The following is a 22,841-nucleotide window of genomic DNA, read 5'->3' as shown; positions in this document are numbered from 1 at the left end:
CCGCGCATGTGCCGACCTGGGCAATACCTTGTCGGTGGGGTGGTCTATACAGTTCTGTTGGACTCGAGCGAGCAGGACAGGCAGGTAGCGGTACCCGTGATCACCGGTGACATCAAGAACAAGGTCGATGCAGTCTGGGACGCATTCTGGACGGGCGGCATCTCCAATCCGCTGGAGGTGATGGAACAGATCACGTACCTGCTGTTCATCCGCAGGCTGGATGACGAGCAGACGCGGGCGCTGGAGAAGGCGAACCTGTTCGGCGACCCGATCGAGGGCAACCCGTTCCCGGAGGGCGACGACGAGGACGGCAGGCCGTTCAACGACCTGCGCTGGTCGGTGTTCAAGGACCGGCATGCCGACGAGATGTTCGACATCGTCGGGAACCGGGTGTTCCCGTTCATCAAGAACATGCGCGGCGAGGAGTCCACGTACGCGCATTTCATGAAGGACGCGCGGCTGAGCATCCCGAACGCGGGGATGTTGCAGCGGGTGGTGGACCGGTTGGACAAGGTGCCGATGGAGAACCGCGACACCAAGGGCGACATCTACGAGTACCTGCTCGCGAAGATCGCGGCCGCCGGGCAGAACGGCCAGTTCCGCACACCACGGCACATCATCGAGCTGATGGTGCACATGACGGCACCGAAGCCGGGCGACACGATTGTGGACCCGGCGTCCGGTACGTGCGGCTTCCTCGTCGGCGCGTCGGAGTACATGCGCAGCTATCACGCGGACGCCATCAACGCGGGTGCCGGCAAGCAGCAGTACCACCACGAGATGTTCCACGGATTCGACTTCGACAACACGATGCTGCGAATCGGGTCGATGAACATGCTGTTGCACGGCATCGAGCAGCCCGACATCCGGTACCGCGATTCACTTGCCGAAGCGAACACCGGTGATGCCGAAGCGTATTCGTTGATCCTCGCGAACCCGCCGTTCGCGGGCAGCCTCGACTACGAGAACACCGCGAAGGATCTGCAGCAGATCGCGAAGACGAAGAAGACGGAACTCCTGTTCCTGGCGCTGTTCCTACGCCTACTCAAGCCGGGTGGCCGTGCGGCGGTGATCGTGCCCGACGGCGTGCTGTTCGGATCGTCGAAGGCGCACAAGGAACTTCGCAGGATTCTTGTGGAGGAGCAGAAGCTCGACGCGGTCGTGAAGCTGCCGTCGGGGGTGTTCAAGCCGTATGCGGGTGTGTCGACGGCGATCCTGTTCTTCACGAAGACCAACTCGGGCGGCACCGACAATGTGTGGTTCTACGACGTGCAGGCCGACGGATTCTCGTTGGACGACAAGCGCAACCCGCTGCTGGACGCCGACAAGCTCGGTGCGCTTGCCGAACTGTCGGACGATGAGCATGTGAAGAACAACCTCCCGGATGTGCTGCGGCGCTGGGCCGAACGTGACGGTGCGGAGCTGGAACGCGCGCGGACGGAGCAGAGTTTCTGCGTGCCCCGTGAGGACATCGCCGCGCAGGGCTACGACCTGTCGTTGAACAGGTACAAGGAAATCGTGCACGAGGAAGTCGAGCACCGGAAGCCGACCGAGATCCTCGACGAGCTGGACCGGCTCGAGAAGGAAATCACAGACGGCATGGCACAGCTGCGGGAGATGCTTGCGGGTGGTGCAGCGTGAGCGGGTGGCCTGTCGCGACGCTAAGCGATATATCCCACGGCAAAGGGCAGTACGGCGTTGGGCTCTCTTCGCGGGAGTGGGTTTCCGGTGATCCGCGATACATCAGGATCACTGACATCGATGAGAACGGATGCCTCAACTCGAACAGGGTCGCACCTGATGGCGATGAAGGCTCCTGGGCTAAGGCACTTCTGAACCCGGGTGACCTGCTCTTTGCTCGATCAGGAGCAACCGTCGGAAAGGCGTATCTGCATTCGGACGGCAGCCAGCCGGCAGTGTACGCAGGCTATCTGATCAAGTTTGAACTCGATCTGGACCGGGCGGTCCCAGAGTATGTCTTCCGCTATACGCAGAGTCTGCAGTACTGGCGCTGGATCGCCAACAGTCAGCGCGTTGTGGCGCAGCCGAACATCAATGCTCAACAGTATGCGGCTTTGCCGATCCCACTTCCGCCGATCGAGGAGCAGCGGCGGATCGCGGCGATCCTCGACCACGCCGACGCCCTCCGCGCCAAGCGCCGCGAAGCCCTCGCCCGCCTCGACGAGCTGACCCAGTCGATCTTCGTTGACATGTTCGGCGACCCGGCGCTGAATCCACGGGGGTGGACCGTGGCGGAACTTGGGTCACTTGCAGACAAGTTCTCCGACGGTCCCTTCGGATCGAATCTGAAGAGCTCACACTATGTGGATGAAGGGGTGCGGGTCATCCGCCTTCAGAACATCGGAGTCGGTGAGTTCGTTGACAAAGATCGAGCGTATGTGGCAGAAGATCACTACTCCACATTGAGTCATCATGATTGCCGCCCTGGTGACGTGCTGGTAGGAACCCTGGGGGAGCCGAATCTCCGCGCTTGTGTTCAGCCAGAATGGCTTCAGATAGCGCTGAACAAAGCCGACTGTGTTCAAGTGCGACCAAAGATCGGAACCTCGAACGCAGAGTTCCTGGTGGGACTTCTCAATCAGAAGTCAACGGAGAAGATGGCGCATGCTTTGGTCCTGGGCCAAACACGCGCACGAATCAGTATGGGGCGGCTCCGCGGCCTCAAGGTGCCAGTACCTCCCTTCGAACTGCAGCTGGAGTACGCAGAGCGGGTGCAGGGGATCGGCAGGCTGAAATTCCATCACCAAGCCGCACTCGCCGAACTCGACGCCCTCTTCTCCTCCCTCCAGTCCCGCGCCTTCCGAGGCGAACTGTGATAACACCTACCCCGGTGTCTGCAATGCCGGTGTGGTCCGGATTCCTCACGCCGGTGCTGGAGGTGCTCGCTGACGGCGCAACGTGGCGGAAGCGAGAGTTGCACGAAGCAGTCGCAGATCATGTCGGCCTCACGGCCGAGCAGCGGGCTGAGGCGCTGGCGTCCGGACAGAGCCGCTTCGACAACAGGATCGGATGGACGCTGAGCGGACTCTTCCGTGCGCAACTCGTCGACAAACCGGCACGCGCCACGTTCACCATCACCGACGCCGGCCGCGCCCTGCTCGCGCAGCACCCAGACGGAATCACCGAGAGAACGCTGAAAGCTATTCCGGCGTACCAGAACTACGTTCCCGTCGTCCGGAATACATCGGAAACCGAACCCGGCCAGGTCAGTACTGCCGCACAGGACGAGAGTGAAGCCGACCCTCTCGAACAGATCGAGAGTGGCATCACTCGGTTGCATTCGGAGGTCGCGACAGACTTGCTGACACGACTGCGCGGGCAGCACCCCGACTTCCTGGAGCAGTCCGTCCTCGACGTGCTCGTAGCCATGGGCTATGGCGGCGCTGAGGGAAAGGCCACCCGCATCGGCGGCTCCGGTGACGGCGGCGTGGACGGGGTCATCGATCAGGACCCGCTCGGACTCGAACGCATCTACGTGCAGGCCAAGCGCTACGCCGCCGACAACACCGTCGGCCGACCCGAAATTCAGGCGTTCGTCGGTGCCCTGCACGGCGTCGGTGCCGCCCGCGGCGTATTCATCACCACCAGCTCCTTCACCTCCGGTGCCCGCGAGTACGCCCAGAATATCGGCACACGCATCATCCTCATCGATGGACAACGCCTGGCGTCGTTGATGATTCGATATGGCGTGGCCGTGCAGACCCGGCAGACCTTCACCGTCGTCGAAGTGGACGAAGACTACTTCGAATGAACCGAGGACACCCGTGAAAACACTCCACCCGTCCGCCAGCGACGAGAACTTCGCCGAACTGCAACGGGACCCGTTCTTCGACCCCGGAGTCGACCTCGTCGCCGACTTCTTGGCCGACGCCTTCGACGACCCGGCCGGCGCGGAAGTGGACCGGTGGACGCTGAGCGCGCTCCCCACCACGAACAGGACCGCCGAGATGCAGCGGCTCTTCACGCTGAACGTCGGACCGATGGAAGTGCTGTACGTCGAGCGCCACCTCGAGGGAAGCGACATCGTGGACTACCGCATCGTCCTGTATGTGTCGGAGTCCGCTCTCGGTGCCGCCACTTCGAAGACCGTCGAGCAACTGGAGGACAGCCTCCCACTGCTGCGTTTCCATCGCACCGGGATGGCGTCGGCGGACGGCGACGGTGTCGTCATCGACTGGTTCCTGTCCGACGATGGGGCCGACGAACAATTCTTCGGCCTGCCTCTCGCCGCCGCGATCCGCCCCCTAGCCGAACTGCTCGTCGGCAAGGGTCGCGGCCCGTACGCGCAGTACCACAACCGTGCGTTCGCGGCGCATGTCCTCGGGCGAGCCACCGACGCCTGACGATCGCTGCAAACGCACGCACACAACCTCAGGCAGCACGCGCCGCGCTACGGCCGCCGCCAGTAGTACCTCCGAGCGAGCTGGGTCGACTTACGACCGGACCAGTAGCCGTCGGTGCGGCGCTCGTGGCGTATTGGCCTTCTACGTGCGAGTTCAGGCCAGCCCCATTTCGTATTACACTATTGAGTATGGCTGGTGAGACGATCGACGGAACCCCCGTCACCGACGAGATGATCGAAGGCTGGGCCGACGAAGCCGAGGCAGGCTACGACGTCCCCACCTTACGTAAGCGTGGTCGCCCGACCATCGGAGACGGCCCCGCAACAGTGGTCCCGGTCCGCATGGACGAAGCGTTGCTGCAGGCACTGAACGCGCGGGCAGAGAAGGAGCATGTGTCCAGGTCGGAGGCGATTCGAGAAGCGATCCGCGCCTGGACTCAGGTCGCGTGAAGGCACATAAATCCGCACTCAAGCACGGAATCGACGAGACCGACAGCCTCCACGCGGCTCAGCATCACGTCTATGCAGCCGACCTCGATGACGACCATCCCACGCGAGAATTCCGACTCGGTTTCGACCGGAAGGGCCGTCTACTGGAAATAGTCGTACTGCGTTTCGACAGTGGAAACGAACTTCTTATCCACGCAATGAAGGCCCGTCCGCAGTACTTCGATCTCCTGCCTTGATTTCAATCCCCCTGCGGAGGTGCACGAAACCAGTCCACGGGGTGGCTACAGTCCGGCCCGCAGTAAGCGGGGCTGCTCCTCAACTCTCGGCCGGGAACTCGATGGGGTTCTGCCCGGGCTCGGTGGCCTGGCCAGACGACGCCCTGCGGGCGGCTGTGCCCGACCGTACGGAGACCCTGCGGGTCCCTGAGCTTGCCTTCGGCCCCTTCCCCACAGCTGCCCGGTCGCCATACCCCGATAGACCATCTCGGCCAACGCTTCTGGCCCCACGTCGGAGGTGACGTGCGGCTCACGCTGAACCCGGTCGTTCGTGTCGACCCTCACGAGCGGGTGCTCCACCGCCAGCTGTGGAGACGAAGGTACTGGCGCCCAGTCGGTTTCACGCACGGGAAGGCACCCCTGCGCGCAGCGTCGAATTGCGCTGACGTCGGACCTCGGGAGACGAGCGACGAATGCCCGACGCGCCGCGGCTACCGGACCGGCCCGCGCGCACGTCGCAGCGAAAACACCTCGAGCCTCTCGACGGAGATGTCGAGAGGCTCGGAAGATCAGGACGTCAGCGAAGACCCCGGCGGGGCGAGAAGAAGAGGGTCGGTATCGAAGACCGAACCATGAGAAGCGCCCCCTGGGGGCGTGTGGATAGACTCCACCCTACGGTGCATGACAGTCCTATCTGTCTTGTGCCCAGACCCCGGTCGGTGTTGGTAGCACCCTCCGGGGTCGACCTGTATTCAGGCCGGTGCAGGGATGGTCCCATGCGCGGCGGTGGGCGTCAACCCGAATGTGGGTTCTCCAGATCGGAAGCACCGTCCGGATTTCCGCTTCCCCTGACTTCCATTTCTTGTCGGAGGCTCCGGCTACACTCCGAACATGCTTTCGAATGATGGCGTCGGCGGGCTCGGTCGAGTGGGAAACCACCTGGCCACCCTCGACGCTGCCATCGAGGGTCTACTCACCGAGCCGCTGACGGGCCTGTCCGAATCCGATGTCGTCGAAGCGCTGCAACGGATGGAAGTCTCCCTGCGGAAGGCCGCTGCCGTCGGGCACCGGCTGATCGTCGAATCCGTCGAACGGTCGATCCCCGCACACCTCGCCTGCCGCTCCATCAACGACTTCCTCGTCTCCACTCTCCGCATCTCGGGAGCCGATGCCGCGAAACGCGTGAAGGGCGCCACCAAGACCGGCACCTGGCACACGCTCAGCGGCGAGCCGATGGACGCCACATTGCCCGCCACCGCGTCGGCCGGCCGCGAAGGCGCCATCGGTCCCGATCACGTTGCTGCTATCGCCAGAACCATGCGCCAACTCCCAAACGGCACCACCCCGGACGAAATCGACGCCGCAGAGCAGATCCTCGCCGACGCCGCCCGCTCCACCACCCCTGAAGACGTCACAAAGATCGGCATCCACCTGCTCGCCCACCTCAACCCAGACGGCAACGCCCCCGACGAGCGCGAACGTAAGCGTCGCCGTGGCCTGCGGCTCGGCAAGCAGGGCACCGACCTCATGACCCCGATCTCCGGACTGCTGGATCCGGAGACACGGGCACTCCTCGAACCGGTGCTCGCCAAGCTCGCCCGCCCCGGCATGAACAACCCCGACGACCCCGAATCACCCACCGGGGATGTCGATTCCCCGAATCTGGACCGTACGGCGATGGCTAAGGCCGCTGCCCGCGACACCCGCACAGCGGTACAGCGCAACCACGACGCACTGAAGGCCGGGCTGCGGCAGATGCTGTCGTCCGGCGTGCTGGGCAGTCATCGCGGCCTACCGGTGACGGCGATCATGACAATGTCGGTACACCAACTCGAGAAGGCGTCCGGCGTGGCGACTACCGCCACCGGCGGCATCGTTCCCATCAGGGATGCACTGCGCATGGCGCAGAACGCCCACCCCGTACTCGCCATTTTCGACCACAACGGCCGCCCCCTTCACCTCGGTCGCGCCCGACGCCTCGCCTCGGCGGATCAGCGACTCGCCCTCATCGCAGCGTCTCGCGGGTGCACGCGTCCCGGTTGTGATGCTCCTGCGTCCCTCACAGCCGTGCACCACGTGAACGAGTGGCAGCACGGCGGCGCCACCGACATCACCAACGAGGATCTCGCCTGCGACAGCTGCCATGCCCTCGTTCACGACGGTCCGGGCGGCTGGACAACCCGCGTCGCACCGCCCGATGCTGCGCATCCGGGCCGCGTCGAATGGATCGCGCCACCCCACATCGACCCCGACCGGCGACCCCGAGTCAACCACCGGCACCACCTGGATCATTTCGTCGCGGGCGTCCTCGCCCGGCACCGATACCGGCGGGAACGCCCGAGCCGGAGAGATACATCCGCTACCCGGAGCGATGACAACGCCCCGCCAGATCCTTGATACCGAGACACGTCTCTCGGAAACAGTCGATCAGGTCGAGGACGTCGCGTGCGACGTACCCTGTGGTGCCGCGTTCGACGCTTTTACGGGACAGAATTCCAGCGTCCGCGAGTTCGTCGAGCGCGGCTCGCGCTGCGGGGAACGACACCCCGAGGATCCGTTGCACAGTGCGCGCGGTCATGATCGGCGCCTCGGCGAGCACCGGAAGGATGCGTGCTGTCGCGGACCCTGCGCGGGGCTCCCCTCGAAGCCCTTGCGCCTCGCGGTGGCCGGCAAGGCGGCCAACCCACTCGAGCGCCAGCTCGTCGATGTCCTGTGCCAGGCGTCGCGCATGCTCCGACGCGACGACAGCGGACTCGATAAACGTCGAGAGCCAATCGTTCACGCCAGCGACGGCGTCGGGATCGACCGGGTTGCCCACATACCGGTAGGCGCTCAACCCGTCGACGTAGCGGTCGCTGAGAGTCGACAGCACGAGACTGATCGGGAGCACCGCTTCCGGTGCCAGACCGCGCCTGGCAAGAACGGTGTGGATCAACGCGCGCCCGACCCTACCGTTGCCGTCGGTGAACGGATGGATCGTTTCGAACTGGGCGTGCACGATCCCGGCTTGAATCAGCGGTCCGTGCAGGGATCCGTTGAGATAGTCGACGAGGTCGGTCATCAACGGTCCGACATCCTCGGGCGAGGGCGGGACGAAATCCGCTTCGAGCGGATGCCAATTCGAGCCTCCGATCCAGTTCTGAACCTGCCGGAGGCCGTGATGCCGTTCGTCGGGCAGTAGTGCTGCGTGCAGCATGACGATGTCATCCACGGTGACGGCGTCGGTGTCGACCAGACTGCTCGACGCGTGCCGGAGGACCGAGATGTTGTTGGCTACGAGGCGCGCCTGGTCGCTGAACCCGCGGATGTCCTCATCCTGCGCCAATTCGGCCAGGGCGACCTGCTGAGGTGAGGGGGCGATCCCCTCGATCATCGAGCTGGCGATCGCCTCCGACCGCAGCAGAAATCGAGCGATCGACTGCAGTCCGCCCGAACCGGGACCTGTTCCGCGTCTCCGGATGTCGCGCTCTGCGGACGCGGCACGCGCAGCAAGGTCGGGAGGCATGATCAGTGGTCGGTCCGTCACCAGGTCGGGAAGGTAACGGTCGTAATGACCGCCACGACGATCGCGCGCAACCAGACCGGAACCGGGATCCGGCTTCCAATACGCGCGATACAGCTCGGCCACTGTGCGAATCTCTTCATTCTGCCCGATACAATCAAAGTTTAGTATCTCAACCTTTAATGCGCGACGATCGTATTGAAGGTTGTCGGCATTCGGCCCCGGACGGTCGTGTCAGACCCGGCCAGTAGTGTTCGTCGGCTCCGGACAACTCGGATGCCTGTGCCAAGATCGAGCACAGAACGACACGTCACTGCGCGGGCGCGCACACGAGCGAAGAGAGGACCACGGTCCATGGTGGGGAACTTCGACTTCCTACAGGCCGAATGGCCGCAGCTGCATGCCGAGGCCAAGAAGGCCGAGCGCGACGCACTCTTCGACCCGCGCACCACCTGCTTCTACGCCCGTCGCGTCGTCGAGCACGCCGTCAAATGGATCTACCGCACCCAGAGCCTGCCCGAGCCGTACAAGTCCGACCTCGCGGCCCGGCTACACGACGGCAAGTTCGTCGCCGTCGTCGGGCACTCTCTCGTCGCGAAAATGGATCTCATCCGCCGGCTCGGCAACACCGCCGTCCACGAGACCAGGCCCGTCCCGAAGGACGCAGGCACGAAGATGCTCGCGGAACTATTCCACATCCTGTCCTGGCTGGCCCGCAACTATGCGACGCAGCCGTCGAGCAAGCCGTCGCCGCAGCAGCAGTTCGACCCGGCGCGGCTGCCCAAGCCGGGCGGCGGGGCAGTCGTCGCGAAGACCGTCGCACAGCTCGGCAAACTCGAAGCCGAGTTGGCCACCAAAGACGCGAAGCTCGAGAAGTCCGAGGCCGAGAAGCAAGACCTGATCGCGCAGGTCAAGGCCCGCGACGAGGCTGCCGAGACGGCAGACCTGGAGAAAGCGAGCCTCGAGCAGCTCATCGCGGAGCTGCGCGCCCAGATCGAGGCGGCCCACCAGGCCAGTGCCGTCGCCCCCGACACCCATGACTACGACGAAGCGCAGACCCGCCGCGACCTCGTCGACCTGATGCTCCGCGAATCCGGGTGGCTGCTCGACCAGCCGCGAGACCGCGAGTACCCGGTCACCGGAATGCCCGACAGCAAGAGCGGATTCGCCGACTACGTGCTGTGGAGCGCCGACGGGCGCCCGCTTGCCGTGGTGGAGGCGAAACGGACGTCCGTGGATCCGTTCGCCGGGAAGCAGCAGGCGAAGCTGTACGCCGACTGCCTCGAACAGATGACGGGGCACCGCCCGGTCATCTATTACACCAACGGTTTCGAGCACCATTTCTGGGACGACCTGCGCTATCCGGTGCGGCAGGTCGCCGGTTTCCACACCCGCGACGAACTCGAACTTCTCGTCGCGCGCCGAGCCTCGATCCGGCCACTCGCCGACATCCCCGTACCGCAGGAGATCGCAGGCCGGCCGTATCAGGAGAAGGCAATCCGCTCGGTCATCGAACGGTTCGAGCACGAGAATCAGCGGGCCGCGTTGCTGGTGATGGCCACCGGATCCGGAAAGACCCGCACCGTCGTCGCACTCGCCGACATGCTGATGCGTGCCAACTGGGTGAAGCGCGTGCTGTTCCTGGCCGACCGCAAGGCCCTCGTCAAACAGGCAGTCGGCGCGTTCAAGACGCATCTACCCGATTCGTCGCCGGTGAACCTGCTGACCGACAAGAACACCGAGGGTCGCGTCTACGTCTCCACCTATCCGACGATGATGGGCCTTATCGACGAAACTGATAGTGGTGCAAAACGATTCGGTCCTGGTTACTTTGACCTCATCGTCATCGACGAGGCGCATCGTTCGGTGTACCAGAAGTACCGGCACATCTTCGGCTATTTCGACTCGCTGCTGCTCGGACTCACCGCCACCCCCAAGGACGAGGTGGACTACAACACCTATCAGTTGTTCCAGCTCGAAACCGGTGTCCCCACCGACAACTACTCGCTCGATCAGGCAATCAACGACAGGTTCCTCGTACCGCCGCGCGCGGTGACGGTGCCACTGACGTTCCCGCTGCAGGGTATCCGGTACGCCGACCTCAGCGACGAGGAGAAGAAGCGGTACGAGGGGATCGACTGGGGCGACGACGTCCCCGACGACGAGATCCCCGACGTCGTCCAGGCCGAGGCCGTCAACAAGTGGCTGTTCAACATCGATACCGTCGACAAGGTCCTCGAAACGCTCATGACGCACGGGCATCGCGTCGCGGGAGGCGACAGGCTCGGCAAGACCATCGTCTTCGCGAAGAATGAGCGGCACGCCCAGTTCATCGCGGATCGGTTCGATGTCAACTACCCCGAGTTCAAGGGCTCCTTCGCGCGCGTCATCACACACTCGGTGACCTACGGTCAGGACCTCATCGACAAGTTCTCACAACCCGACCAGGAACCGCACATCGCCATCTCCGTCGACATGCTCGACACCGGCATCGACGTCCCTGAGGTCGTGAACCTGGTGTTCTTCAAACCCGTGCGGTCGAAGTCGAAGTTCTGGCAGATGGTCGGCCGTGGCACCCGTCTGCGACCTGACCTGTACGGTCCCGGCCAGGACAAGACGGACTTCTTCATCTTCGACGTGTGCGGCAACTTCGACTATTTCGATCAGCACCCGGATGCCTCCGAGGGTGCGCTCTCGCCCTCGCTGTCGCAGCGGCTGTTCACCGTACGCACCGAACTCGTGGCGGCACTGGACCGTTCCGGCGCGGCGACGGAACTGCGCAAGGCGACCGCGGACACACTGCACACCCAGGTTGCCGGCATGCGGCTCGACAACTTCATCGTCCGCACTCGCCGTCGTGAGGTAGAGAAGTACGCCGACCGCGCCGCGTGGGACTCGCTGACAGAGCAGCAGGCCGCCGAGATCGTCGAGAGTCTCGCCGGGCTGCCGACCACCGTGCGCGACAGCGACGAGATGGCCAAGCGGTTCGATCTCGTCGTCCTGCGTGGCCAACTCGCCGTCATCATCGACGACGGCACTCTTCCGAAACACGAGGGCACCATCCGCGGTGTCGCCGACGGACTGCTCGAGGAAGGGCTGACGATCCCGAAGGTCAAAGCCAAGGAAGAATTGCTCCGCGAGGTCGCGAGCGACGAATGGTGGCAGGACGTCACCCCGGAAATGCTCGAACACGCTCGGCGGGAACTGCGATCGGTCGTCGGGCTGCTGGAGAAGAAGAAGCGGGCCATCGTCTACACCGACTTCACTGATACCCGCGGCGAGGTCGTCGAAAGGAACATGCCGGAGATGTCGTCCGGTACCGATGTCGAGCGCTACACCGCGAAAGTGCGCGACTATCTGCGTCGCCAGCCCCACAACCTGGCCCTGCAGAAGCTGCGCTCCGGCAAATCGCTGACCCCGGCCGACTTGGAATCCCTCGAAGAGCTGCTGGCGCGCAGCGGCGCCGGCGACTCCGAGGACATGGAACGGGCCATCGCAAACGCACAGGGGCTCGGGCGATTCATCCGCTCCCTGGTCGGTCTCGACCAACAGGCCGTGCAGGAAGCTTTCGCGGAGTTCCTCGGTGAGCGGACCGCGTCGTCCAGCCAGATCGACTTCGTCAACCTCGTGATCAGTCACCTCACCCGGCACGGTGAGATGGACCCGAAGCTGCTGTTCGAGGCGCCGTTCACCGATACCGCACCGCAGGGGCCAACCCAGTTGTTCGCACCCGAGCAGACGAAACGGCTCGTCGGCGTCATCCGGTCGATCAGTGACTCCGCAGGAGCAGCCACCGCCTGACCCATCCGTGCGGGCAGGCACTCCGAATCCTGAGCGACCGGCACACTCGAGGCAACATGGTGCCTGCACGTTCCGTGCCGGCCCGACCAGGAGGAGCTCTTGAGCACCACGACGACATCGAAACCTCACCGCTCTCGTCTGCGATGGCTGATACCCGCCGTGCTCCTTCTGGTGTGGCTCGGAATCGCGGGCGGCGGCGGGCCGTTCGCAGGCAAGCTCAGCGAAGTCGCCTCGACCGACGCAAGTTCCTTCCTGCCCGCCTCGGCGGAATCGACCCGCGCCGACGAGATCTACGCCGAGTTCCGCGACAGCGACGCCATTCCGGCGATTGTCGTCGCCGAGCGCGAGGGCGGGATCACCCAGGACGACATCGCCTTCCTCGCCACGGAATCGGCAGGACCGCCGCCCATCCCCTCCGAGGACGGGCAAGCGGTGCAGATGATCGTTCCGATCGACAGCAACGTCGAGGTCAAGGATGCCGTCGAAGAGCTGCGTACCGCGCTCGAAGGCGCACCGGAAGGCCTGACCGTCCACGTGACCGGACCCGCGGGTCAGGCTGCGGATCTCTCGGCTGCGTTCGCCGGGATCGACGGACTGCTGCTGCTCGTCGCGGGCGGTGTGGTGCTGCTCATCTTGATCGTCGTCTACCGCAGTCCACTGCTGCCGTTCGTCGTCATCATCTCGGCCGTGTTCGCACTCGCGCTCGCCAGTGCGCTCGTCTACCTGCTCGCCGACGCAGGCACCATCGCGCTCAACGGGCAGAGCCAGGGCATCATGTTCATCCTGGTATTCGGTGCAGCCACCGACTATGCGTTGTTGCTCGTGGCCCGCTTCAGAGAAGAACTGCGCATCCAGGAAGACAAGTACGCTGCCATGCGCACAGCGTGGCGCGCCTCGCTCGAACCCATCGCAGCATCGGCGGGCACCGTCATCCTCGGTGTGCTCTGCTTGCTGCTGTCCGATCTGAACTCCAACCGCGGTCTCGGACCGGTCGCCGCGATCGGTATTGCCGCGTCGTTCGTCGCCTCCATGACATTCCTGCCCGCCGCCCTCGTCCTACTCGGACGAGTCGCCTTCTGGCCCACCCGGCCGCGGTACGAACCGAATTTCGACAGCGACAACCTCGAACAGGCGCACCGCTTCTGGAACCGAATCGCCCAGTGGGTGGGATCGAAACCGCGACCCATCTGGATCGTGTGCAGTCTCGTACTCGTCGCCTTCGCGCTGCTGCTGCCGCAATTCAAGGCTGCCGGTGTGGCATCGTCCGATCTGTTCCTCCTGCAGACCGATTCCAAGTCCGGACAGCAGATCCTCGGCGAGCACTTCGACGCAGGCAGCGGTTCGCCGACCGTGATCATCGCAAACGAACCGTCACGCGACGCAGTTACCGACGCCGCCCGGATCGAGGGCGTCACGACCGTCGAACCTGTCACCGGCCCGGACGGTGCCCCCACCGTCGTCGACGGGCAGATCGCTCTCCAGGCCACCCTGTCCGACGCGGCCGACTCGCTCGAGGCGGAGGCGACAGTCGAACGCATCCGCGAGGCCGTGCACGCGGTGCCCGGCTCCGACGCCCTCGTCGGCGGGCCCACCGCGGTCGACCTCGACACCAAGGACACCGCTACCCGCGACCGCACACTGATCATCCCGGTCGTCGCACTCGTGGTGCTGCTGGTGCTCATCGTGCTGCTGCGGGCGATCGTCGCGCCGATTCTGCTGATGCTCACCGTCATCGTGTCGTTCGCGGCCACTCTCGGTGTGTCGTCGCTGCTGTTCAACCACGTGTTCAACTTCCCCGGCTCGGATCCGGTGGTGCCGCTCTTCGCATTCGTGTTCCTCGTTGCGCTCGGCGTCGACTACAACATCTTCCTCATGACCCGGGTGCGCGAGGAAACGAAGAAGGTGGGCACGCGCACCGGCACGCTCCGTGCGCTCACGGTCACCGGCGGGGTGATCACGTCGGCGGGAATCGTGCTTGCCGCCACGTTCTCGGCGCTGGCGGTCATTCCGCTGCTGTTCCTTGCGCAACTCGCGTTCATCGTCGCGTTCGGTGTACTGCTCGATGCGCTTCTGGTGCGGTCGCTGGTGGTTCCGGCACTGACGATCGACATCGGCCGCAAGGTCTGGTGGCCGAGCGCACTGTCGCGTAGCGAGCCCGATACCGCGGCCGAGACCGACACGAAGGCAATGTCCTAGCGCGTACCGTTCGCAACGGAGGCCCGACAACGATACGGTCGGGACATGTCTGCGGATCTCACCGCGAGGCCGGATCCACCGTCCCCGGTGACGGTTCCGTCTCCCACAGCGCCCACACGCTTCCACGCCCGCATGACGGCGGTTCCACACTTCTTCGGAGTGGCGCTCGCCGTGTATGCGGGCGTGGTCGCGTTGTGGTCGCTGTCGCCCACGTTGCGCGTCTGGCTTCACACGCCGCGCGAGTACATCGACGAGTACTACTTCGACGCCCCCGATACGAGTCTGTCGTTCGCGCTCGTCGTCGCGGTGCTCGCCGCCGCGATCGCGGGGCGCAAGCGCATCGCCTGGTGGATCCTCACGATCTACCTCGGCGGGTTCGCGCTCACGAATCTGATGCTCGCGATCGTGGACCGCGATCCGAGCCACCTCGGGGCGTTGATCGTGCACCTGCTGCTCGTGGGGGTGCTGCTGCTCTCGTTCGGCGAATTCGACACGCGTGTGCGGCCGGGTTCGATTCCGTGGTCGTTGGTGGTCCTCGTGGGAGGACTCGTCACCGCGACATTGATCGGCTGGGGGCTCGTCGGACTGTTTCCCGGAACTCTGCCTCCCGAGGACCGCTTGTGGTGGGCAGTCAATCGCGTCACCGCCCTGACCTTCATCGACAACGACCAGTTCAGCGGGCACACACACTGGCTCGTCAGCACCGTCCTCGGGTTCCTCGGCGCACTTGCGTTGCTTGCCGCACTGTTCGTACTGTTCCGGTCCCAACGCTCGTCGAATGCGCTCACCGGGACAGACGAATCCGCAATCCGGCGACTGCTCGATCAGCACGGCGACGACTCGCTCGGTTACTTCGCGACGCGACGCGACAAGGCCGTGGTGTTCGCACCGAGTGGTAAGGCTGCCGTCACCTATCGCGTCGAGATCGGTGTGTGCCTTGCCTCGGGCGATCCGGTGGGCGATCCCGAGGCGTGGCCGCACGCGATCGACGAATGGCTGGGCCTTGCCCGCGCGTACGGATGGACGCCTGCCGTGATGGGCGCGAGCGAAGACGGCGCCCGGGCGTATCACCGTGCCGGACTGTCGGTCCTGCAGCTCGGCGACGAGGCGGTATTGCACACGCAGGGATTCTCCCTCACCGGCCACGACATGAAACCGGTGCGACAGGCCGTCAACCGGGCACGCAAGCACGGTGTGTCCGTACGGATTCGACGACACTTCGATGTCGGCACCGGCGAGATGGCCAACGTGATCCGGCTCGCCGACGCCTGGCGCGACACCGACACCGAACGCGGATTCTCGATGGCACTCGGCCGGCTGGGCGATCCACTCGACGCGAACTGTCTTCTCGTCGAGGCGATCGTCGACGGCACACCGGTCGCGATGCTGTCACTCGCGCCCTGGGGTGAAAACAGCGTGTCGCTCGATCTGATGCGTCGTGATCCGGCGGCACCGAACGGTGTCGTCGAGTTCATGGTCACCGAGCTCGCCACCCACGCATCGCTTTTCGGAATCGAACGAATTTCACTGAACTTCGCGGTCTTCCGCTCCGCGTTCGAAGAGGGCTCTCGCATCGGGGCCGGGCCGATCATGCGGTTGTGGCGATCGATCCTGCTGTTCTTCTCCCGGTGGTGGCAACTCGAAGCTCTCTACCGATCCAACGTCAAGTACCACCCCGAATGGGTGCCGCGCTTCCTGTGTTTCCGCGACAACCGCGAGATTCCGCGTATCGCACTGGCTTCGTCGGTTGCCGAGGGTTTTCTCACGGTGCCCAGTTTCGGTCGCCGGAAACTCCTGAAGCACACCGGTACCCATTCGATGCTGCCGGTCGACCCCGACGCGGCGCCCGAGCACGGAAGTATCTCGGAGGCCGACTCCGCCCCATCGCGATCGGCACACTCCGGCGGTAATCGCCGAGGCCCTGAGCAGGACCGCGTACGGATGAATACGTTGGAGAGGATCGTCGAGTACGGCGTCGACCCGTATCCGGTCGCCGACGCACCGACCCATACCGTTGCCGAAGCCCGCGAAACGACCCGCGGGGGGCCGGTCCAGGTCGCCGGCCGGATATTACGGATCCGCGATTTCGGCGGAGTCCTGTTCGCCGTCGTGCGTGACTGGTCCGGTGATGTGCAGATCCTCGTCGATCGTGAACGGGTCGGTGGCCGCCAATTCCTCTTCGACCTCGGCGATCTCGTTGAAGTCTCCGGCGAGATGGGTCGCAGTCGCACCGGGGAGATCTCCTTGCTGGCCGACTCGTGGCGAATCAACGGTAAGTGTCTGCATCCGCTGCCCGACAAGTGGCGCGGTCTTGTCGATCCGGAGGCGAAAGTTCGCCAGCGGTACGTGGATCTGGCGATCGACCGCAACGCCCAGCGGCTACTGGCTGCCCGCAGTGCCGTGGTGCGGTCCCTGCGCGACCACCTGCAGGACGTCGGATACCTCGAGGTCGAGACACCGATCCTGCAGTCCGTACATGGCGGGGCGAATGCAGCGCCGTTCACCACGCACATCAACGCCTACGACACCGACCTGTATCTGCGGATCGCACCCGAGTTGTATCTCAAACGCCTGTGCGTGGCCGGAATGGAGAAAGTGTTCGAGATCGGACGCGTATTCCGCAACGAAGGTACAGATTTCAAGCATAATCCGGAATTCACGATCCTCGAGGCGTACGAGGCGCACAGCGACTACGAAAAAATGCTCACACTCGCCCGCACCCTGATCCAGCGGGCGGCGGTCGCCGCGCACGGACGCGAGATCATCGTTCGCCGCGACGACCACGGCACGGCGGTGGAGATCGACATTTCGGGTGAGTGGCCGATCAAGACCTTCCACGACGCGTTGTCCGAGGCCCTGGGCACGTTCGTCGACGCAGAGACCCCGGCCGAGGTACTGCGCCGGATGTGCGACGAACGCTCGATCGCCTACGACCCGGCCTGGGACGCAGGCGCGACTGCACAGGAACTCTACGAGCACCTCGTCGAATCCCGTACCGAATTTCCGACGTTCTACACCGACTTCCCCACGTCCGTCTCGCCTCTGACCAGACCGCACCCGCGCAAACGTGGTGTCGCGGCGAAGTGGGACCTGGTCGCGTGGGGTGTCGAACTCGGCACCGCCTACAGCGAATTGACCGATCCGATCGATCAGCGGGCGCGGCTCACCGAGCAGTCACTTCTCGCCGCGGGCGGCGACGAGGAAGCGATGGAGCTCGACGACGATTTCCTGCACGCACTCGAGTACGCGATGCCGCCGACAGGTGGTCTCGGTATGGGCGTCGACCGAATCGTGATGTTGATCCTCGGTGGGAGTATCCGCGAATCACTCGCATTCCCGTTCGTAAAGCCGCGGCATTCGCAAAGCTGACGTCGAATACACATTCCCCCTGAACCGGACGGTTGACACCCTTCACAGCAGGCAGATCACGCTTCGGGTTTTTACCCGAACTTTGGGTGGAGATTTGCACAAGATCACCCTCAAGGGGTAGAACGTATTCCAGCGCACTTTCTCACGCGCCGAAATAGCCCTGTGTGGAAGGAAAATCGAGCGTGAAACTCCGCCGCAGCAGCATCTTCCAGCTCGGCAACTGGCGGCTGAGATACAAACTCGGTGTCGTCGTCGCCGTGCCCCTCCTCGCAGCGATGCTGCTCGGCGGTCTCCGCATCAGCACTCAGCTCGAGGAATCGAGCCGGTACGACGCCCTCTCCGACCAGATTGCCGTCGCACCGGCACTGCTCGACTACTCGACCGCCCTCGTGAGCATGGTGACCGTGACCGGCCTCGGAATCCCACCGACGCTGGCGACCTCGGAAGACGTCACCACAACGATGCGACAGGTGGTCGACACGGCAGACGAGAGCGGACTCGGCCCGGCCATCCACAAAGAACTCGACGCACTCCTCGCCGACGGTGCGATTCTTCACGACGGCGTGATGAATTCGGGCATGTCTGCGGAGGAACGAGAGCGACGCACCACCGATTTCCTGGTCAGATGCAAGAAAATCTTCCGCGACATCTTCGACCTTCTCGAAGACAACGACGCACTCGTCGACGCCTCCAATCTGATCACTGTGTGGGACGCACAGCTCAATCTGCTCAGCGAGATGGAAACGCTCGGCATGCTTGCAACCAATCCCGAAGCGGCACAGGCCGCTGCATTGAAGGCCATCAACAACGAGGAGTCGACTCTACGGCTGCTACTCGGCTCGCGGCTCGACACCGGCCAGATCGAAGGAATGCTCGGCGACATCGCAGCACGCCGGACGCTGATCCAGAACTACACACCCACCCGCCAATTCGGCGAGCAACTACGCGGTTCGATGGTGGCGGCTTCTGCGCCGTACGCCGACACCATCGTCCATGCCAGCGATCAGATCACGACGACACTCGACCGCCTCACCTCCGACGCCCGATCCGACGCCATCCGCGACTCGATCCTGATCGGCACGCTACTCGTGGTCGCGCTCGGACTCGGCCTGCTCGTCGCGCGATCTCTTGGCCTCCCACTCCGCCGGCTCCGCAAAGAAACCCTGGCCGCCGCCGAGACCGAACTACCCAACGCAATCGCAGCGGTGAAGGACGGCGCCGACGTCGAGAGCGTCCGCCTCGCACCGATCGGCATCGAGACCACCGAAGAGATCGGCCAGGTGTCGCGCGCTGTGGATTCGATGAAGAACGAAGCTCTCCGGCTCGCGGGCGAGCAGGCACACCTGCGGCAGCAGGTGAACGTCATGTTCGAAACCCTCGCACGACGAAACAAGACTCTTGTCGAACAGCAGCTCTCGCTCATCGATTCGCTCGAATACCAGGAGAAGGACCCCGCCCGCCTTCAAAGCCTGTTCTCCCTCGACCATCTTGCAGCGCGCATGCGTCGCACCGGCGAGTCGTTGCTCGTGCTCGCGGGCACCCGGCCTCGCACCCGCACATCCCCGGCGCCGCTCACCGACGTGTTGCGGGGCGCGGTCTCCCAAGTCGAGAACTACCAGCGGGTCCACATCGGGCGCACGCCGCACGGCTATCTCGTCGGAAAAGCCGTCGACGACGTGGTGCATATGGTTGCCGAGCTCGTCGACAATGCGCTGCGCGCGTCTCCTCCCAACAGCCCGGTAAGACTCGAATTCGCATCCGCAGAGGGTGGCGGGCTTCTGCTCGAGATTGCGGATGTGGGGATCGGTATCCCGCGCGATGCACTCGAGCAGATCAACCTGCGTCTCTCCGCGTGGGACGAGGCCGACGTCAACGCGCCTCGGCAGATGGGCTTGTTCGTGGTGGGTCGCCTCGCTGCGCGCAACGGCATGAACGTCCGGCTTCGCCCCACGTTCGACTCGGACACCAATGCCGGTGTGACCGCATCGGTCTACTTCCCCTCGTCCTTGCTCGCCGAAATCCAGGCACCGAGCACCACCGCGATCACCGAACGCCCGCGTCGGCTCTCCCCAGAGAACGACCCGTCGCAGCACATGCAAGGAGGACGCTGAGGGCGCGCATGTTTCACGTGAAACGGGGGCGTTTACGCCTGCCCGCGCACGCCTGGCATGGTGGACACCGTGCAGCTTCTCCTGATCCGCCACGCCCAACCGGAATACGCCCGCGTGAACCTGGGGCGCGCTGATCCGTCCCTGACCGAACAGGGACTGGTTCAAGCCGGACGGCTGGTGGAAGCGCTCGCGCCCTACCGGATCGCGCGGTTGTTCTCGAGCCCGCAGCTCCGGGCGCTCCAAACAGCCCAGCCACTCGCCGACCGGCTGACGCTGCCGGTCGAGCAGATCGCGGGCCTCGCGGAGTACGACTACGAGCTCGATCACTACATTCCGTTCGAAACCGCGAAAGAACTCGGATCCGACGCCTATCAGCGCATCCTTGCTGGTCACCTTCCCGATTTCGTCGATGCGGAACTTTTCCGCACGCGGGTGCTGACGTCGGTCGAGCAGGTCGTTTCCTCGTGTACGCATGAGGAGACCGCGGTGGTCGTCGCGCACGGCGGGGTCATCAACATCGTGCTGCAAGACCTCCTCGGGCTCGAGTTGCCGCTGGCATTCCCGATCGAATACGCATCGGTCACGCGCCTTCTCGTCTCCCGCGCGGGTCGGCGGCGGGTGGCGTCGATCAACGAGACAGGGCATGTGCGCGACACATTGCGCGTGTGAAACCGGCACACGGGCCGAGCGCAGCTCCTACGCTGAGGGGCCATGCGCACCTTCAGCCGAACAGTGTCCATAGTTGCTCTGGCCGGCGCTGCGGTGCTCGGCACCGCAGGCACCGCAGCTGCCGACGAGTGGCCCTCCGACAACGGCGCGGTGACCGTCGTCGAACAGCCCGACTTCCTCGTTCCGAGCGACGGCGAGTTCTGGAATCCGCTGGTCGCGAAAAACCGGCTCACCTCACCGTTCGGTGAGTCGACGCGAATCGAATGTACGCAATTCCACGGCGTACTCCTCGACTGCTGGCAGGCCGACCAGAACGGAAATCCGCACAAGCTCACCGCACTCCCGTTCAACTTCCCCGCGGTCACCGGTTCCTCGGAGCCGGGTGGAGGTCCGTCGCACTTCGTGTATCTCGGCTGATATCGGAAGCCGCGTCGTCCACTGCCGCACCGGCTCACCCATCCGCTTCATGTTCGGTGCCGAAGTCCTCCCCGACATGACGGAAGGATCAGGTGCATGACGACGAACGAGGAGAGCACGCACGAGGGCAACCCGGAAACGGAGAATCGTAGACCGCATGCGCGGCCCTTGCTCGCGGCGCGGGCGCTCGCCGGCATACTGGCCGCTGCGGTCACCCTGGGAGTGGGCGAACTCGTAGCGGTGCCGTTCGGATCGTCCGCGTCCCCGCTCTTCGCAGTCGGATCCACGACCGTTGACCGAAGTCCTTCGTGGGCGCGTGAAATCGCGATCACCACCTTCGGCACCAATGACAAGACAGCGCTGTTCATCGGGATGAGCATCCTGATCGCGGTGTTCGCCGCGCTCGCCGGGATCGTCGAGCGGCCCGGGCGCCCCTACGGCAGTCTCGTTCTCGTTGGCCTCGGCCTCGTCGGGGTATATGCAGCCACGACCCGGCCCGATGCGACCGCCGTCGCTGCCGTTCCGACAATCGTGGGTGTCGCCGCAGGGGTCGCAACCTTGACGACTCTCACCCGGTGCGCGCTCGGGATCGACAAGGCAGCACACGCAGGCTCAGGGTTTCCCCGCCGACGATTTCTCGTACTGGCAGGCGCCGCTGCTGCCGTCGCAGTGTCCGCCGGTATGGCAGGCCGTCACCTCGCAGGCTCGATCGCCGGTGCCGTCCGCAACCGCATGGCCTTCGTTGCACCACTCGTGAAGACGGGCGATCGTGCGCCGGCGGTCGCACCCGGCTCCGAGATCACAGTCCCCGGAGCGACACCGTTCATCACCGGTAACAACAGCTTCTACCGCATCGACACCGCTTTGCAGGTGCCGATGCTCACCACCGACGACTGGGCACTGCGGATACATGGCATGGTCGATCGGGAGATCACGTTGAACTGGGACGATCTCACGGCTCGCACACCGGTCGAACGCACCATCACTCTGACCTGCGTGTCCAACGAGGTCGGCGGATCTCTCGCAGGCACCGCCACCTGGATCGGCTACCCGATCAAAGACCTACTCGACGAGGTAGGCATCTCGCCCGACGCCGACATGCTGTTGTCGACCAGTGTCGACGGATTCACCGTCGGCACGCCGACAGCACTCGTGCGTGACGGCCGCGACGCGCTGCTCGCGGTGACGATGAACGGTGAGCCGCTGCCTTTCGAGCACGGCTATCCGGTCCGGCAGGTGATCCCCGGCCTGTACGGATTCGTCTCGGCCACAAAGTGGGTCGTGGACTGGGAGGTGACACGGTTCGACCGGGCACAGGCGTATTGGACGCGTCGCGGTTGGGCCGAGCAGGCACCGATCAAGACAGCGTCCCGGATCGATGTTCCGGCGCCGTTCGCACGTGTCACCGGAGGCGAGGTCCTGGTCGCGGGTACGGCATGGGCCCAGCACCGCGGTATCGCCCGGGTCGAAGTGCGGGTGGACGGAGGCCCGTGGGACGACGCGACCCTAGCCGAGGAATACTCCATCGACACCTGGCGTCAATGGCATTGGAAGTGGCAGGCCGTTCCCGGCACGCACACCCTTCAGGTACGGGCAACCGATCAGGCCGGCGACGTCCAGACCGAACTGCGCGTCGAGCCGATCCCCGACGGCGCCAGCGGATGGCACACCCGCTCGATCACCGTCGTGTGAGCACCGTCGTGTGAGCACTGTGAGCCGGACACATGCGGTTTCGTCGTGTTGGATGG

The 22,841-nt window shown here is 64.5% G+C and carries 15 protein-coding genes; 14 read left to right on the top strand and 1 reads right to left on the bottom strand.

All coding sequences use genetic code 11. The features are described 5' to 3' along the window. Nucleotides 1-96: 96 nt before the first annotated feature. The 7 genes from ACSYG9_RS10740 (at nt 97) to ACSYG9_RS10710 (ending at nt 7,425) form a co-directional block, all read left to right on the top strand. The gene (locus ACSYG9_RS10740) at nt 97-1,641 is read left to right on the top strand and encodes a type I restriction-modification system subunit M (protein WP_454842932.1); all 1,545 of its coding nucleotides are present in this window, start codon (nt 97-99) and stop codon (nt 1,639-1,641) included. Then, nucleotides 1,638-2,837, top strand: coding sequence for a restriction endonuclease subunit S (locus ACSYG9_RS10735; protein WP_454842424.1), 1,200 nt, complete (start codon nt 1,638-1,640; stop codon nt 2,835-2,837). Before ACSYG9_RS10740 ends, ACSYG9_RS10735 begins: the two co-directional genes overlap by 4 nt. Nucleotides 2,838-2,860: 23 nt before the next feature. Next, nucleotides 2,861-3,772, top strand: coding sequence for a restriction endonuclease (locus ACSYG9_RS10730; protein ID WP_454842931.1), 912 nt, complete (start codon nt 2,861-2,863; stop codon nt 3,770-3,772). 13 nt (nt 3,773-3,785) lie between these two features. Continuing rightward, nucleotides 3,786-4,364: a hypothetical protein gene (locus ACSYG9_RS10725; protein WP_454842423.1), complete on the top strand. Its 579-nt coding sequence runs from the start codon at nt 3,786-3,788 to the stop codon at nt 4,362-4,364. Between the two features lie 188 nt (nt 4,365-4,552). After that, nucleotides 4,553-4,813, top strand: coding sequence for a ribbon-helix-helix domain-containing protein (locus tag ACSYG9_RS10720; protein ID WP_454842421.1), 261 nt, complete (start codon nt 4,553-4,555; stop codon nt 4,811-4,813). Next, nucleotides 4,810-5,049: a toxin gene (locus ACSYG9_RS10715; RefSeq protein WP_454842419.1), complete on the top strand. Its 240-nt coding sequence runs from the start codon at nt 4,810-4,812 to the stop codon at nt 5,047-5,049. Before ACSYG9_RS10720 ends, ACSYG9_RS10715 begins: the two co-directional genes overlap by 4 nt. Nucleotides 5,050-5,919: 870 nt before the next feature. Next, nucleotides 5,920-7,425 (top strand): DUF222 domain-containing protein, encoded by a 1,506-nt coding sequence (locus tag ACSYG9_RS10710; RefSeq protein ID WP_454842418.1) that lies wholly within the window; start codon nt 5,920-5,922, stop codon nt 7,423-7,425. Here ACSYG9_RS10710 and ACSYG9_RS10705 read toward each other — a convergent pair. Next, a complete protein-coding gene (locus ACSYG9_RS10705) occupies nt 7,388-8,656 on the bottom strand; it encodes a Fic family protein (RefSeq protein ID WP_454842416.1) in 1,269 nt (422 codons plus the stop codon). The genes ACSYG9_RS10710 and ACSYG9_RS10705 overlap by 38 nt on opposite strands. Before the next feature lie 228 nt (nt 8,657-8,884). On the opposite strand from ACSYG9_RS10705, the gene ACSYG9_RS10700 reads away from it, so the two are divergent. From ACSYG9_RS10700 to ACSYG9_RS10670, 7 genes are all read left to right on the top strand, one after another. Continuing rightward, nucleotides 8,885-12,331 carry a DEAD/DEAH box helicase family protein gene (locus tag ACSYG9_RS10700; protein ID WP_454842414.1) on the top strand — a complete coding sequence of 1,149 codons (3,447 nt, stop codon included), beginning with the start codon at nt 8,885-8,887 and terminating at the stop codon, nt 12,329-12,331. 99 nt (nt 12,332-12,430) lie between these two features. Next, the gene (locus ACSYG9_RS10695; protein WP_454842413.1) at nt 12,431-14,527 is read left to right on the top strand and encodes an MMPL family transporter; all 2,097 of its coding nucleotides are present in this window, start codon (nt 12,431-12,433) and stop codon (nt 14,525-14,527) included. 132 nt (nt 14,528-14,659) lie between these two features. Next, nucleotides 14,660-17,896 (top strand): bifunctional lysylphosphatidylglycerol synthetase/lysine--tRNA ligase LysX, encoded by a 3,237-nt coding sequence (gene lysX, locus ACSYG9_RS10690; protein ID WP_454842930.1) that lies wholly within the window; start codon nt 14,660-14,662, stop codon nt 17,894-17,896. A gap of 182 nt (nt 17,897-18,078) precedes the next feature. Further along, a complete protein-coding gene (locus ACSYG9_RS10685) occupies nt 18,079-20,007 on the top strand; it encodes a sensor histidine kinase (protein WP_454842412.1) in 1,929 nt (642 codons plus the stop codon). Nucleotides 20,008-20,076: 69 nt separating this feature from the next. Next, nucleotides 20,077-20,676: a histidine phosphatase family protein gene (locus ACSYG9_RS10680; protein WP_440127140.1), complete on the top strand. Its 600-nt coding sequence runs from the start codon at nt 20,077-20,079 to the stop codon at nt 20,674-20,676. Between the two features lie 42 nt (nt 20,677-20,718). Then, nucleotides 20,719-21,093: a hypothetical protein gene (locus tag ACSYG9_RS10675; protein ID WP_440127139.1), complete on the top strand. Its 375-nt coding sequence runs from the start codon at nt 20,719-20,721 to the stop codon at nt 21,091-21,093. A gap of 96 nt (nt 21,094-21,189) precedes the next feature. Next, the gene (locus ACSYG9_RS10670) at nt 21,190-22,785 is read left to right on the top strand and encodes a molybdopterin-dependent oxidoreductase (RefSeq protein WP_454842409.1); all 1,596 of its coding nucleotides are present in this window, start codon (nt 21,190-21,192) and stop codon (nt 22,783-22,785) included. Nucleotides 22,786-22,841 lie beyond the last annotated feature (56 nt).

Source organism: Rhodococcus sp. SJ-2 (genome assembly GCF_053750035.1).
This window is presented reverse-complemented; position numbering and strand designations above follow the sequence as displayed.

What these genes read in the sequence shown, in the direction of transcription:
- ACSYG9_RS10730 (WP_454842931.1), top strand. Translation starts at nt 2,861, where the DNA reads ATGCCGGTGTGGTCCGGATTCCTCACGCCGGTGCTGGAGGTGCTCGCT.
- ACSYG9_RS10720 (WP_454842421.1), top strand. Translation starts at nt 4,553, where the DNA reads ATGGCTGGTGAGACGATCGACGGAACCCCCGTCACCGACGAGATGATC.
- ACSYG9_RS10710 (WP_454842418.1), top strand. Translation starts at nt 5,920, where the DNA reads ATGCTTTCGAATGATGGCGTCGGCGGGCTCGGTCGAGTGGGAAACCAC.
- ACSYG9_RS10700 (WP_454842414.1), top strand. Translation starts at nt 8,885, where the DNA reads ATGGTGGGGAACTTCGACTTCCTACAGGCCGAATGGCCGCAGCTGCAT.
- lysX (WP_454842930.1), top strand. Translation starts at nt 14,660, where the DNA reads ATGACGGCGGTTCCACACTTCTTCGGAGTGGCGCTCGCCGTGTATGCG.
- ACSYG9_RS10675 (WP_440127139.1), top strand. Translation starts at nt 20,719, where the DNA reads ATGCGCACCTTCAGCCGAACAGTGTCCATAGTTGCTCTGGCCGGCGCT.
- ACSYG9_RS10670 (WP_454842409.1), top strand. Translation starts at nt 21,190, where the DNA reads ATGACGACGAACGAGGAGAGCACGCACGAGGGCAACCCGGAAACGGAG.